10 protein-coding genes are annotated in these 16,103 nt (G+C 34.2%); 9 read left to right on the plus strand and 1 reads right to left on the minus strand.

Annotated elements, in window-relative coordinates; genetic code table 11:
- The first annotated feature begins 390 nt into the window (after positions 1–390).
- From AC07N0_RS17465 to AC07N0_RS17475, 3 genes are all read left to right on the plus strand, one after another.
- Positions 391–1,260, plus strand: a complete 870-nt coding sequence (locus tag AC07N0_RS17465; protein WP_492803805.1) for an AraC family transcriptional regulator — start codon at positions 391–393, stop codon at positions 1,258–1,260.
- Between the two features lie 367 nt (positions 1,261–1,627).
- Complete coding sequence (locus tag AC07N0_RS17470; RefSeq protein WP_494590206.1) at positions 1,628–2,572, plus strand: AAA family ATPase; 945 nt, start codon at positions 1,628–1,630, stop codon at positions 2,570–2,572.
- A 1-nt stretch (position 2,573) separates the two neighbouring features.
- Positions 2,574–3,431, plus strand: a complete 858-nt coding sequence (locus tag AC07N0_RS17475) for a hypothetical protein (RefSeq protein ID WP_494590207.1) — start codon at positions 2,574–2,576, stop codon at positions 3,429–3,431.
- A gap of 86 nt (positions 3,432–3,517) precedes the next feature.
- Here the strand turns inward: AC07N0_RS17475 and AC07N0_RS17480 are convergent, their stop codons facing one another.
- Positions 3,518–4,918 carry a replication initiation protein gene (locus AC07N0_RS17480; RefSeq protein ID WP_494590208.1) on the minus strand — a complete coding sequence of 467 codons (1,401 nt, stop codon included), beginning with the start codon at positions 4,916–4,918 and terminating at the stop codon, positions 3,518–3,520.
- Between the two features lie 1,391 nt (positions 4,919–6,309).
- Between AC07N0_RS17480 and AC07N0_RS17485 the strand changes: the two genes are divergently transcribed.
- From AC07N0_RS17485 to AC07N0_RS17510, 6 genes are all read left to right on the plus strand, one after another.
- Entirely contained in the window at positions 6,310–6,900 is a 591-nt protein-coding gene (locus tag AC07N0_RS17485) for an RNA polymerase sigma factor (protein WP_492803800.1), read from the plus strand.
- A 61-nt stretch (positions 6,901–6,961) separates the two neighbouring features.
- A complete protein-coding gene (locus tag AC07N0_RS17490; protein ID WP_494590209.1) occupies positions 6,962–8,089 on the plus strand; it encodes a FecR family protein in 1,128 nt (375 codons plus the stop codon).
- 211 nt (positions 8,090–8,300) lie between these two features.
- Positions 8,301–11,762 (plus strand): TonB-dependent receptor, encoded by a 3,462-nt coding sequence (locus AC07N0_RS17495; RefSeq protein ID WP_494590210.1) that lies wholly within the window; start codon positions 8,301–8,303, stop codon positions 11,760–11,762.
- Positions 11,763–11,781: 19 nt separating this feature from the next.
- Positions 11,782–13,671 carry a RagB/SusD family nutrient uptake outer membrane protein gene (locus AC07N0_RS17500; RefSeq protein WP_494590211.1) on the plus strand — a complete coding sequence of 630 codons (1,890 nt, stop codon included), beginning with the start codon at positions 11,782–11,784 and terminating at the stop codon, positions 13,669–13,671.
- Positions 13,672–13,699: 28 nt separating this feature from the next.
- The gene (locus AC07N0_RS17505; RefSeq protein ID WP_494590212.1) at positions 13,700–14,404 is read left to right on the plus strand and encodes a DUF3823 domain-containing protein; all 705 of its coding nucleotides are present in this window, start codon (positions 13,700–13,702) and stop codon (positions 14,402–14,404) included.
- Positions 14,405–14,529: 125 nt separating this feature from the next.
- A complete protein-coding gene (locus AC07N0_RS17510) occupies positions 14,530–16,062 on the plus strand; it encodes an MFS transporter (RefSeq protein ID WP_494590213.1) in 1,533 nt (510 codons plus the stop codon).
- Positions 16,063–16,103: the final 41 nt, after the last annotated feature.

Consider the following 16,103-nt stretch of genomic DNA (forward strand, 5'->3'; position numbering starts at 1 on the left):
AAAAATCTATCTCAAAGCAGGCTAATCTTAAAATTCCCAATTTTCTAACACTCATTCCTGTTATGCAGTAAGTATATATTCTACTTTTAATGCTTTTATACTTTACTGAGAAAATGCTATAATAAGTTTATCCTTCGTAATCATTATAATATCTTATCTTTTTTGAAAATGAGGTATTATTAGATTTGAATACAAATTTCATCAATCAAAAAGGAATTTTAGTGTAAATTTTTACCAACTTAGTATATGATATTGTCATAATTTAACTACGAATTATTATATTTGATGCATTAAAGCATAATTTCAAGGAATTTTCGTTCTTTTCTTTGTGCATTATAATAGTTCAACTCTTTATCAAAAAAATTATTTTAAATAAAATATATATTATAAATGAAGCCACTTTTTCATAAAGTTCCTGTAAAACCCGAAAGCTCATTCAGCATTCGTCATGATATAAGGCCAAACTTTGATACTATCTGGCATTATCATCCAGAAATCGAATTGCACTATATCATTAAGGGTGAGGGCGTTCGTTTTATTGGTGATAATATCAGCAACTTTTCTTATGGTGAAATAGTACTTATTGGTGAAAACCTACCTCATACATGGCGATGCAAAGAAGAATATTTTGAAAACAATCCCAATCTCGGTGTTGAGGCAATTGTCATTCATTTTTTACCAGATTGTTTAGGAAAATACTTATTGACTTTGCCAGAAGTGTACATGATTCCTAAATTATATGAGAAAGCAAAAAGCGGAATGGTGATTGGCGGTGAAGCCCGCGAGAAAGTAGCCAAGTTGATGCTAGAAGTAACCAAGGCAAGTAATCTGGAACGCATTATATTACTATTATCTATTCTGAATATTCTTGCTGAAACAGATGAATATACTACCATTGCTACTGATCATAGTTTTTATCAGTCAAATGAATCAGATACTATTCGTTTGAATAAAGTGTGTACTTATACGTTATCAAACTATAAAAAGGATATTACCCTGGAAGAAATCTCTGCTATCAGCAATCTTAGTGTTACGTCGTTCTGTCGTTATTTTAAATTGATGACTAAGAAAACTTACTATGATTTCCTTATTGAAATCAGGATAAGTCATGCTTGTAGGGCCTTAGTAGAAGATAAGCTCCCTACAGAAGTTATTTGTTTTGATTGTGGTTTTAATAATGTTTCCAACTTTTATAGACACTTCAAAAAAGTAACAGGCATCACTCCGTTGGAATACAAAAGAAAATATTTAACTCAATAACAAAAAACAAAAAGTAAAGCAGTTTAATAGTCTATCAATAAATACCGTTAAACTGCTTATTTATAACAACTTACATCATTTTGTTTTCAAATTTAAACGCCTGAGAAGCCCATAAAAAATTAAATGAATATCTTTGTTAAAGATTTCAGCCTTCATATGTGGTTTAATCGGCAATATAATCCCTGCTTTATTTTACATCTCCCTCCTACTCGGCATATTTTTCACTTCATCCCAAGCTCGTTTTTCTACGAGAATTACTATTTTCAATATTTCTTTTAATTTTTAAGTAAGTTTTTATCAAAATATTTTTGGATAAAAAAAGTTATTTTTACATTTACAAAAGATAATTTTTTATCCCTTCTAACAAATGATTACACAAGAAAAAGTTGTTAAGTTTTTACGCTCAAAACAAGCACTTAACTTAACTCAAATTGAAAAAGAAGCTGGGATTCCTTCTAAAACCTTACATAAAGTACTTGCTGAACAGAAAGATATTCCGACAAAACATTTACCCGCCATCGACGAAGCCCTCAGACAATACGGTTATTCTGAAACAATGTTTGATAAAGCAACCGTTATCTCTATTGTAAATCATAAAGGTGGCGTTGGAAAAACTACTACAACTATCAATGTTGGTAAAGCATTAAGTTTACTTGGCAATAAAGTATTGATGGTAGATATGGATTCGCAGGGTAATTTATCCCAGTGTTTTGGTATTCATGAACCCCAAAGTCAGGTAATAGATGCTTTATTGAGTAATACAGAACTACCCGTTATTCCCATTACCGAAAGTTTATTTTTAGCTCCTTCTGATATCAGAATGGCTTATAAAGAATCTGAATTAGCCAATGCTATTGGAGCAGACAGACGACTTTCTTTGAAGCTTGATGAAGTGAAAGAATTTTTTGATTACATTTTAATTGATTGCCCGCCAAGTTTAGGTATTTGTACAACTTGTTCGTTAGTCGCTTCTAGTTATTGCGTAGTACCCATTCAGCCAGAAGCCAGTGCTTATCACGGTGTAGAAAGTTTATTTAACAGAATTGCCGAAGTACGTGCTTATATTAATCCGACTCTAACGGTTAAAGGTATCGTATTTACGATGGTACATAAAAACCAAAGTGTGCACAAGAGTATGATGACGCACATTGAAGAAAAATTTAAAAGTTTTCACATTTACAACACTATTATTGAAGGCTCAACCGTGATTAAGCAGTCGCAAGTAGCCAAAGAAGATTTATTTACTTATGCCCCAAAATCGTCCTCTTGGCTTCAATATCACAATCTAGCAACAGAAATAATGGTCCTTTAATATGGCAAAAAAAGATTTTATGAATATTATGAAAGAGAAAACCAGCGACCTTCGCCCTTCTCTTTTATCATCAGAAGAAAATATAAAGAGTCAAATTGTAATACTTGATCAATTGCGTGATTTAATTCCGCCACTTACTGTGGATGAATTACACCAATTAGAACTTAACATTCTAAAACATGGCGTAAAAGATCCGTTATCAATTTGGGAAACTACAGCGGCCATTGCTCAGATTGATGATAGCAATACGCCTGTATTTGTGTTGATTGATGGACACAATAGGTATGACATTTGTAAAAAGAACCGTTTAGATTATCGTATCAATCTGTTGAAATTTACTTCATTAGATGAAGTGAAAGATTACATGATTGATTTTCAATTAGGACGTAGGAATTTAACACCCGAACAAGCTTCCTATTTAAGAGGGCTTCGTTACCTTCAACAAAAATCAATGCGTGGTGGCGATAAGTTTGCGAATGAAGGACAGCAGGATGTATCCGTAGCACTTGCTACTGAATATGGTGTTAGTAGCAGAACGATAAAAAGAGATGGAGAATTTGCTTCTGGTTTGAATAAATTATCGACTGATTTAAAGCAAGAAATTCTGACTGGAAAACAAAAACTACCAAAATCTTATATCAATGCTATTTCAAAGCTAGAAACTACTAGCCCTTTAGAAAGTATTGAAGAGATTAATAGCCAACTATCAAAAATTAATTCTGCTTCTCCAGAAAAGCAATTGAGCCCTCAAGTCGTTCAATTACAAAGTGAAATTAGAGAAATTGCAAAAGGTAGTTTAAATAAAAATGATTGCGAGTCTATTTTGAATAGAATTAATCAATTATTAGACATCTTATAGCAAAGTGACACGTTGTCACTTTGGTTTTTTGTCAATATCAAACCAACTAAGAAAAACCAAAGTGACAGCGTGTCACTTTGGTTTTTTTATATCAATTGTACTCCTAAACGATTGGCCACTTTATCAAATTGAGCTTTTACGGCTACAATATCTGGAAATTCAGAAGACATCGCATTCATTACACCAGCAAAAAAAGAAGCATCATCAGAGAAATATTTTATAAAAGATTCGTTAGACAATTTCTTCTCACAATAATTCATGTAACTATTATAATTCATTTGCCCCAATAAACTTCCTTGTAATTTATTCAACACCAATAAGTATAACTCTGGATTGGTCTGCAAAATTTTTAAAGCAACTTCTCTTTTAGCATTTGAATAGGCAATTTTTAGTTCTTCTCTGTTAGCTTCTATTTTTTCAGCATCATCTTGCTTTTTTTGTACTTCTTTTTTCTGTTGGGTTTTCTTCAGCTCCTCAGCTTTATCTAATGTCTTCTTTTCAAATAAAGTAGGATTTCTAACCATTTGATTCAAATATCCCCCGACGTTGGTAATTGGCTTGCCTGATTTTACTTCTTTCAACACATAATCTATCCCCAATAATATTTGTTCTTCTGGCAATTCCTTAACCCAATGCTCAACTGTTTTTAGCGTAATTTCATATTCCTTGACTTTTGCAAAAATTTGCTCCACAATTGAAGACTCTTCGTTTTCAATACCATCTTCGGAATCATTATTTTTAATGATAGAGATAGTTTGAATATCATCGTTGATGATGATATTCTTTTTGATGATAAATTCAATGCTTTCTACTTTCTTTCCATTTTTGATTTCTTGAAACTCAAAATATATTTCTGCATTTTGCGAAAGTTCTTTCCGTGCTTGTTCTATTACTTTTTTCTTGAAGTCAAAATAGTTTTTATACCTAGCCGATAGCCCTAAAGTTGCTTTCAGTTCTTCGACGTCAAACCTGAATTTACCAAATCGTTCATACTCTTTACAGAATTCATAAAACCTCATGGCATATACGCTATCGAGCCTTAAAATATTACGAATATCTAATACCGTAAAATTCTCTTTGATTTGTAAGAGGAAGGGGTGGAGTGCCTGCGGGATTTCTAAGGTAAAATATCCTTCGTCTTTATAATATACAAAAGCACTAATAAGGTTGGCATCAAAGGTGATTTTATTGTTAGAGAAAAAAATACGTTTTTCTCTCATCTTCATTGCTTCTTTCTCTACGTGTGCATAAATATTGTTACTATTGATACCCGTAAGTCGCTGAAAATCTTTTACAGTTATTTTTATGATAGGGATTGAATCTTTGGCTTGATCAATACTGGCAATCATGTGCAAAAAGATTTTCATTTGAATGGCTGAAATATCAAATTTTGCATTAATAATTGGGTTACCTTTGATTATTCTATAAGGATCGTTTGATATCGCATTGATTGCTTTGTCTCTTTTATCACTTTTCTCTTTGCTCATTCGCTTTCCAACAGTTTGAGATGAAAAATAGAATACACGACTTATAACTTTGTCGAGTCGTTTTACAAAAAAAATAGATAAATTTATAAAATCAAAATAAAACGACAACAAATAAGAGATGGTCGTTTATGATGCCCCATAAAGGTCGTTATTGTAAACCCCATAAAAGTCGTGATATACCCCATAAAGGTCGTTGATACACCCCATAAAAGTCGTGATGTACCCCATAAAGGTCGTTGATGTACCCCATAAAAGTCGTTGATATGCCCCATAAAGGTAGTTTTAAGGGTATTCAATAGGCTCAAAATCAATCATTTATGAACGCTGAAAGACAAAAGAAAAGAAAGATAAAAGAAATACAACAAATAGATTTTGATGTTGAATAATTCTTATTTTTTAAAATGTTAAAAATACCAATAAGGAAAACAAACCCCATAAAAGTCGTTTTCAAATGCTAATGTTACAGGATGTGTTTTCAAACCTCTTGTTGAATGACATTATAGTTTTTTTAAAGATAAAAATAGTACTTACCCCATAAAGGTCGTTATTATAAAATTGAATTAATTAAAAAGGTAATTTATTCATCACCCCATAAAAGTCGTTTTTTCAAAAGCCTATTTATTAATGTTAAATGCTCCTCTAGATTGTACAATTGCTAAAATGATTTATCATAAGCTAAGTTGCAATAAGGATAACATCTGAAAGATAATAACAATTAACACCCCATAAAAGTCGTTTTTGATTATTATCTAGGTTTAGTGTGAGCTATATAAAAACGACTAGTACTTCACCCCATAAAGGTCGTTTTTATATTTTAACAAGTTCTTTTTCAATGAATCAATACAATTTGAGTAATCTATTCTTTGAAGCCCCATAAAAGTCGTTTTAAGTAATCGATATTTTATTTTTATAATAGGATAAATCGAATAATAAGTAAATCATCACCCCATAAAGGTCGTTTTTATGAGTTATCAATATTCACTTATTGATGTGATATCAAAGATTACCCCATAAAAGTCGTTTTTAGATTTTTAATAATGATGTAGAATACTTACCCCATAAAAGTCGTTTTTGTTTATTTGAAATGAATTAAGCATAGATAAGTAATATAATACTGTAAGCCGTATTTTTAAAAACACAATGAATTTGATTAAATGTTTCAAAGTTTATTCAATATGTCTCAAAATAGATGTTTCCAAGTAATATTTAGATAAAACGAAGAAATGGTGCTTTCCTAAATTAGCATTTCAACCTATCTTTACTCGATATATAAGTAATATTAAATTTATTATTATTAAAGTATAATTTGATAGAGTAATTAACTCGCTTCAATATTAGCTTTAAATAATAGGAAACCGAAACCTTTAACTTTAAAAGCACTACTGACAATAATGAATCAAATCACCGAAGAACCAAATAGGGAACAGGAACTGTGGGAGGCCTTCCAATTAGGTGATGAAGAAGCTTATACTCAACTGTATCGACTACACGTAAAAGCCATGTATAGATATGGCATGAGTCTGGTGTCAGTTTCAGAAGCTTTCGTCTTTGATTGTATTCATGATGTATTTACAGAAATATGGTTTAAAAGGAATAAACTGTCTGTTCCCGACAATGTTCGCTACTATTTACTAAAATCATTAAAGGTCAGAATTTTACATTTATTAACCCGAAAAGAACGTCCATATCAGACGTTAAATGAAGATTTTGACGACTTTTTAATAGAACCATCGGCCGAAGAAATATTTACACAAAAAGAAGAAGCCAGCACTAGGCAAGAAATGATTACAAAGCTAGTCAGTCAATTATCACATCGCCAACAAGAAGCAATACGATTACGATTTGCCGAGAATATGAATTACGAACAGATTGCCGAAATAATGTTGGTAAATAGACAATCGGCACAGAATATCGTATTCAGGGCTGTAGAAAAATTGAGGACTTGGTTAGCAATAACAATTTTTGTCTTTTTTCAAGAATAATTTGATTTTAGTGAGTATGAAAATATACTTTCGGTTATCTACTGTTAAAACATCATAATCTGTGAATACAAACTATAATCATTTCAGTACTTCAGACTTTGTTTCAGATGATGCTTTTTTACAGCATTATTTACGACCAACAGATTCTTCAAAAGTATTTTGGGAAAACTGGTTAACGGAACATCCTGAAAAAAAGGAAGAATGGTTAGCGGCACAACAATTAATTGAAGCAGTTCTATTAGGTTTGAGTGAATATGTTCGCACGTTTTTATCAGAAGAAGCAGAGCAACATTTATTAGATAGAATTTTGAGTACTAATGAAAGCCACAAAGTAAATAAATCTAGTACTTTACCAATATGGAGACAATCGTGGTTTCAAGTAGTGGCTGCTTGCTTTATCCTTTTTATAGGAATGAAAGGTATTTATTTTAATAAGATTTTTACTCAGCAATCTATCTATCAAAAACAAATTGCTGTATTATCTGAGGAAACGATTATTGAAAAAAGTAATACCAAAAGTACAATTGATACCATAAAATTACCTGATGGGTCTCTGGTTTTTTTATCGCCTAATAGCAAGGTATGTTATGTTAACAACTTTAATACAGAAGCCAGAGCGGTATATTTATCAGGGAAAGCAGTTTTTGATGTTGTAAAAATGCCTTCAAAGCCTTTTTTTGTCTATGCCAACGAAATAGTTACTAAAGTACTCGGGACGAAATTTGAAGTGTTTTCATACGATAATGATAAAAGTGTAATCGTAAAAGTATTAAGTGGGAAGGTGAGCGTGTATAAAAACCCAAAGTTCGATCAGGTTAATGATGCAACGATTGAAAAAATGGGCGTACTGTTGAAGCCAAATCAGCAAGTTATATTTTCGAGAGACAAAGAATTATTTAAGAAAGCTATCGTTGAACAACCCATATTGGTTATTGCTAGTGATGTTCAGAAGCCAACGTTTATTTATGATGAAACGCCCGTTATAACCGTACTGGATGACATCGCAAAAGCCTATGGTGTTGAAATAGTTTTTAATAGAGACATAATGCAGTCGTGTCAACTAACATCATCTATGGAAGATGAATCTCTACAAGATAAGCTAAATATTATTTGTAAATCTATCGGAGCAAGTTATGAAATTATTGATGCTCAGATAGTTATTAATTCAAAAGAATGTAAACCAAATTAACTAAAATAAATAATTTCATCTTTAACTCCCTCTATTTAACAAATGAAAACATAATTACTCCAAACTTCTAATTATTTCAAAAAAGAAAAAAGCCAACAGTGTTCGTACCACTATTGGCTTGTAACTCCGCAAAGCAGCTTAAATAAATTTAGGCTGGATGGGAATTCTTTTGCTCGAAAATTAAGTCATTACGATCAAAACAATCAAAAGTATGAAACAATTTAGAATTTTACTATTCCAATGTATGAAAATATCGTTGGTTCAACTCTTCATGGCTTGTTTGTTCATTAGCGTATCTTGGGCGAGCGAATCAGCTGCTCAGGAGTTATTAAACCGCAAAATGACACTACAAGTATCAGACAAAAAGATAAAGGCTGTCTTGAAGGATATAGAAAATGTGGCAGGTGTCAGATTTTCATATAGTCCGCAAATTATTCAATCAAGTCGTTCTATTACGCTAAATCTTCCCAATGTTACTTTAGGTGAAGTGTTAGAAAGACTTCTAAAACCCCTCAATTTACAATATGATGTAGCTGGGAAACAAATAATTCTGAGTACGCAAGGAAAAGCAACTCAGATACTTTTAAAGGAAGAATCCTCTAAAGAAACGCTTCAGAACGTAGAATTTACTGTAAAAGGTACCGTAACAGACGAGTCGAATATTCCAGTGCCTGGCGTTAATGTATTGTTGAAAGGCAGTACAAATAAGGGAACATCAAGCAATAACAAGGGCGAATATGTAATTTCGTTGCCCAATGGCAATGCTACGCTTGTATTTTCGTCTATTGGCTACATTAGTCAGTCTGTTATCGTTAACAATCGTGCGGTGATAGATGTTAAATTATTGCCTGATAACAAAGGACTTGAGGAAGTAGTAGTAGTAGGTTATAGCAGTCAGAAAAAAGAGTCTTTAACAGGCGCGATTTCAATCGTAACAAGCAAAGATTTAGAAAAAGTGCATGGTGGGTCTACAGTAAGTTCGGGTTTAGCAGGAAAAATTCCAGGAGTATCCTTCAGAATGGCTGATGGTCGCCCAGGGGCTAGTGCTAGTATCCAAATTCGTAACATGGGTAGTCCATTATTTGTAATTGATGGAATTCAACAAGATGCTGGTCAGTTCAATAATATTGCTCCAAATGATATAGAGAGTATTTCTGTACTAAAAGATGCCTCAGCGGCGATTTATGGTGTTCGTGCAGCAAATGGAGTCGTGGTTGTTACGACTAAAAGAGGTAAATCGGGTAGCCCTAATACTGTAAACATTGATGCGTATACAGGCTTTCAAAATTGGTCAAGATTTCCTGACGTAGTAAACGATTCTTATCAGTGGCAATTAGGTAAAGCAGATGCTGAAATGAACCAGTTTGGCAAAACAGCCCTTACACAAGCTGAATTAGACAAATATAGAGCAGGAACAGAGCCTGGCTATCAAACATTTAACTGGAAAGACTTTATTATTAAAGGGAATTCTCCTTTAACTTCAATCAACATTAATACATCTGGAGGTTCTGATAAAATCAGTTATTATATTTCTGCTACCCGTTTAAGTCAGAATTCAGTGTTGGGGCGCGAATTTACTTTTACTAGAAGCAATATTCAAAGTAACGTAGATGCTAAGATTTCGTCAAATCTTAAAGTGGGTGTACAGATTAACGGGCGTGTTGAAACGAGAGACCAGCCAGGGATTCCAGGAAGTGATGATTATTGGTTACCACGTTTTGCTATTTTAAGAAACAGACCGTTTGAACGACCTTATGCTAACGATAACCCATTGTATTTGAATGATATAAAGCATAATGAAACAAACTGGGCTTATAACAACAAAACATTAGGAGGATACTGGCGTGAAGATTGGAGAGTATTACAAACCAACTTTAATGCAGAATATCAAGTGCCTGGGGTAAAAGGATTAATGTTGAAAGGAATGTATTCATATTACATTGCTGACAAAGTAATGAATGGTCATGAATATACGTATCAAGCATATACTTACAATCCTGCGGATGATACTTATAAAGTGACAGGCGGTAGTACAAACCCTTGGAGAGAACGTGGTACGACCAAAATTATGAGAAATATTTATCAAGGGCAGTTAAATTATAATAACACATTTGGTAAACATACAGTAGGTGGAGTATTTGTAGCAGAAAGACAAGAACAGCGCACACAAGACCAATGGGTGCACTCTGTGCCTAAAACAAACGTGTTACCTTTGATTTATTTCCCGACGGTTGATACCTACAATGATGCTGATAATCAAGAAGCACGTATAGGCTATATCGGTAGATTTAACTATAATTATTCAAATAAGTATTATTTTGAAGTTTCGGCACGAAGAGATGCTTCATGGAAATTTGCACCAGATAGAAGGTCAGGTACTTTCCCATCGGCTTCGATTGGGTGGAGAATTAGTGAAGAAGACTTTGTGAAGAATCTGATAGGAGGAAGCTCTATTTTAGATGATTTAAAAATCAGAGGTTCTTATGGTATCCTAGGAGATGATAACGTGGGGATTGGTGCTTACGACTATCTTTCAGGGTATAACTACAACGTAGGGAACGTGATTTTGAGTGGTGCGCCAGTAGTAACTTCAAGGGATAAAGGACAAGTAATTAATAATATTTCTTGGTTCAAAAGTAAAATCACTGATATTGGGGCTGATTTCTCATTCTTAGGCACTAAATTGACGGGTAGTGTAGATTACTTCTACCGTTTAAGAACAGGCTTAAGAGGGCGTAAATATGATTTATTGGTGCCTAGTGAGTTAGGATATAACTTACCAGATGAAAACGTAAACAGCGACGCACAGTTTGGTGGTGAGTTTTCTTTGATTTACAATGGCAAATCTGGTGATTTTACGTATTCACTTGGAGGAAATATGTCATATTCTCGTAGCGAATTTATTTCTTCTTATAAGCCGATTTTCAATAACTCATGGGACTATTACAGAAACTCATCTGAAGGACGTTACAGCAATATTTTCTGGGGTTATGAAACCATCGGACAGTTTCAGTCAAGAAATCAAATCAATGAATATCCAGTAAACATTGATGGTCAAGGTAACAAAACCTTAAATCCTGGTGATTTGATTTATAAAGACGTAAACGGCGACGGCAAAATAGATGGTTATGACCAAAGACCAATTGGTTATACAACTACTGGTCAGCCAAATGTAAACTTCGGTTTAAACTTTATGTTAGGTTGGAAAGGCTTTACTTTCACGGCTGATTTCTCTGGTGGTGGTATGTATTCTTGGAACCAAAACTGGGAACAACGATGGGCATATCAAAACGATGGTGCTTTGAATCAACTATTGACAGACAGATGGCACAGAGCGGATGTATTCGATGTGAATAGTGAATGGATTCCAGGCAGATTCCCTGCTTTCCGCTATAATGATGGAGGACATAGTAACTACAACAAGAACTCAACATTTTGGTTACACAACGTAAAATATCTACGTGCTAGAACTCTTGAAGTGTCTTATTCTTTGCCAAAAACATTACTCGACAAATTGAAAATTAAGAAAGCAAGAGTGTATGTGAATGGTTATAACTTGTTTTCAGTGGATAACTTAAAAGAGTATGGTGTTGATCCAGAAATTGCAGATGATAACGGTTTGCAGTATCCTCAAAACAAGTTTGTGAACATTGGAATCAATCTTTCTCTTTAAAATATAAAAATAATTTGCAATGAAAAAGATTTTATTGATAAAACTATTAGTCTTACTAACAATAAGCTGGGGATGTAATGACGAAGGATTTTTGGATAGACAACCTACCAATATTCTAACGAATGAACAAATATGGAATAGTCAAGAGCAAGTATTGTCTGTTTTAGGAGATTTGTATAATCGCTATAACGATTATTCTAGCTTAAAAAGCTGGACATCAATGGCTGACTTTAATGAAGCTTTTTGGTCGGAGGCAGGGCAATACGGTAATTTCCAAAATACTACTTATGATTATGGTGCATGGGGAATTTGGGATTATGCCTACATCCGTGACATCAATTTATTTATCCAAAAATGTGCGGCAGCGGATAAATTGGATATTGCTACTAAAGATAGATTTTTGGCAGAGGCTCGTTTCTTGCGTGCTGCCTATTATTTTGAATTGGTAAAACGCATGGGTGGTGTACCATTGATTACAGAACCTATGACCTACGATTTCAGTGGTGACCCAAGCTATTTACGCAAGGCAAGAGCCAAGGAATCAGAAGTATATGATTTTATTATCAAAGAAGTAGATGAAATCAAGTCAAAACTTCCTATCAATGTTGCTGAAAAATCAAGAGCAACTGCAGGAGCAGTATTAGCCATGCAGGCTCGTGCAGCCCTTTATGCTGGGTCAATCGCTAAATATGGCAATAATACACCGCTAGTAACTTTACAAGCAGGCGAAGTAGGGATACCAGCTAGCATGGCAACTGGATACTATACCAAAGCTTTAGCTGTGGCAAAGGAAATTATTGAAGGTAAAGCAGGTGCTTATGCTTTATACAATAAAAAGCCTGATTTATCAGAAAACTTCTCAAGCATCTTTTATGATAAAGCCAACAATCCAGAAGCCATTTTTGTAGAAGATTTTAAACTACAAAGCGGGAAAGTACACAATTTTACGATTGTAAACCAACCTAGATATGGTGCTGAGGAAGAAGAAGGAGGAAGAATAAATCCTTCACTAAACTTGGTTCAATCATTTGAAAAGTTGGATAATACTTTTGCTCCTTTTGAAACCAACAACTCGTCAGGGGGATATAATTACTATGATAACATCGGTGATATTTTTGCCAATAGAGATGCCCGTTTAGCAGGTACAGTAATGTTGCCAGGCACAAAATTCAAAGGAAGAAACGTGGATATTTGGGCAGGGTTTCAGTTGGCAGATGGAAGTATTATTAGTGGTGATGACCGTGGTTCACAGAAAACATTACCGGGAAAAACCACACGTGAGCAAGTAGTAGGTTTTGATGGTCCTATTGATGGCTTTGAATTTACAGCTCAATCGGGTTTTTATTTACGTAAATACTTAGACCCTGTAACAGGTTCGGGTCAGCGTGGAGTACAAAGCGAAGTTTGGTTTATCCGTTATCGTTTTTCTGAAGTATTGTTGAATGCAGCAGAAGCAGCTTTTGAATTAGGACAACCCGCACTAGCAGCTACTTACATGAACCAAGTGCGTACAAGAGCGGGGTTAATAAAACCATTGGTTAGCAGTGATATCACTTTTGATAGAATTGCACATGAAAGAAGAGCAGAATTGGCTTTTGAGGGGCATTATTTCTATGATTTGAAACGGTGGAGAATCGCCCATTTAGTATTAGATGGAGGGGCTATTTCACCAACAGATTTAGTACAAGACATCGAAAAAGCAACCAAAAGAAGCACTCAGCCTTATGCTTTATGGCCTTATAAAATTTATAGTCCTAGTTCAGCGAATGATGGAAAGTGGATTTTCAAGATTGTGAAACTGAGCCGTGTAACTGCTGCTGACAAATTCCAGTTTGGGAATTATTATTCAAAAATCGGAGATGATATTATTAATAACAATCCGAAAATTATTAGAAATCCAAATCAATAGATACGATAACATCTAAACGATATATATCATGAGATTATCAATTTATTCTTTATTTGTCGCTGCATTGGGTGTTTTTATGGCATCTTGCTCGATGGACAATTATGTAGCACCTAATGTCGATTTTAAAGGTCGGATTGTTTACAAAGGGGAGCCAATAAATGTTGAATCAAACCAAGTGCGTTTCCAATTATGGGAACCGGGTTGGGGAAAGCTTGCTCCGATAGATGTAGCTATTTCACAGGAAGGCAATTATTCAGCCATACTTTTCACGGGAAAATACAAAATGATATTTCCTAAAGGAGAAGGCCCGTTTATGACAAACATTATTAATACTACCGTAAAAGATACCCTTTATTTAGATATTAAAGGTAGTCAAACGACTGATTTTGAAGTAATTCCTTATTATATGCTTAGAAATGCAAGTTTTTCAAAAGGAGAGAACAAAGTAGTTGCTTCTTGTAAAATTGAAAAAATCATTACTGATGCCAATGCTAAAAATATTGAAAGGGTTTCCTTATACATCAATAAAACACAATTTGTGTCGGGTGCAAACAATATTAAAGTAGTAGATATAGCAGGGAGTGCTATTACAGACTTAAATAACATCAATCTATCGCTTGATGTACCTGCTATTTCACCCAGTCAAGATTATGTATTTGCTAGAATTGGCATAAAAATCAGTGGAGTAGAAGACATGATTTTTACACCAGTTCAAAAAGTACAATACAAGTAAGATTATCTATTATTATCCAATTTAATTTTAATAAGCCCCTTCTCTTAATACTTGAGAAGGGGCCAAGTAAACGCTTGCCTTTTTCAAAAAATACGAGCCTGTTTACATTATACTGAGTACATACTATGGAATCAATCATCAATAAAAGAGAAGAAAATTATTCAACAGACCAAAAGGCAAACCAACATCTATTTTGGGGTTGTTTTATGGTATTGGTGGCGTCGGCATTTGGCTTTGTTTTTCGTGCTTTTTTGATGGCAGAATGGGGAACACAATTCGGGTTGAGTAAAACCCAACAAGGAGAAATTTTTGGAGTAAGTTTCTGGCCTTTTGGCATAAGCATTGTCTTTTTTAGCCTTATCATTGACCAGATAGGCTATAAGAAATCAATGATTTTTGCTTTTGTTTGCCATACATTATCAGTCATCATCACGATTTTAGCAGATGGTTACTGGATGCTATACGTAGGGACACTTTTGTTCGCATTAGGCAATGGTGCTGCCGAAGCTGTGGTCAATCCTGTAGTGGCTACGATGTTTCCTAAAGAGAAAACAAAATGGCTGAATATTTTGCACGCTGGGTGGCCAACAGGGATGGTATTCGCAGGGTTGCTAGGTATTGCTATGCTCCATCAACAATTAAACTGGAATATTATCATCGCCTTTATTATGTTGCCAACGCTTATTTATGCATGGTTGATTTTTAAGCAGGAATTTCCAGTAAATGAGCGCGTTAAGGCAGGCGTTAGCTATTTAGAAATGCTTGAGGAAGTTGGTATCGGTGGAGCGTTGATTATTGTTTCTTTGTGTACGTTCCAGTTAGGAAATCTATTTAGCTGGTCATTGATTACAATACTTGCAGTTATCATGACGCTCATTAGTATTTTCGGTTACTTTGTCCGCACTTTAGGACGTCCCCTCTTTATTCTATTACTGCTAATCATGATTCCATTGGCTACTACCGAGTTAGGTACTGATAGCTGGATAACTGATTTAATGACCCCAGAAATGAAAAAAGTAGGTTTGCAAGGTGGTTGGGTGTTGATTTACACTTCATTAATTATGGCAATACTTAGGTTTTATTCAGGGCCGATTGTGCATAAATTTTCACCTTTAGGATTATTGGCTGTAAGTGCTTTAGTAGCCGCTATTGGCTTACAATTTCTATCGCTTTCTACGGGTTTTGCTATCATTATTGCTGCCACAATTTACGCGCTTGGCAAAACCTTTTTTTGGGGTACGATGCTTGGCGTCGTTTCTGAACAATTCCCTAAAGGTGGAGCTTTAGCACTAAACTTTACAGGTGCTGTTGGTCAAGTAGGAGTGGGTGTTATCGGAGCAGTCATTCTTGGTTTTGTACAAGATAAAGAATTTGATAAAAATCTTTTTGTTAATCATACAGAAATACATTCAACGTATGTGAACAAAGAAAAAACTGGTTTATTTGGTTCCTATAAAGTACTAGATTTAGATAAACTGTCAGAGGCAAATCCAGCAATAGTACAAACAATAGTACATACCCAAGAAGGAGCTAAAAAAGATGCTCTCAAAACGGTAGCACTCTTTCCCATCTTAATGTTGGTTTGCTATATAGCCCTAATTTTTTATTTCAAATTAAAAGGAGGATATAAGCCCATTTTATTGGTCGATAAAGAATAATCAAGCATTTAAACCTATTACCTCACCATCATTTTAACATT

It is taken from the genome of Arcicella sp. GW821-FHT09D11 (assembly GCF_059416265.1).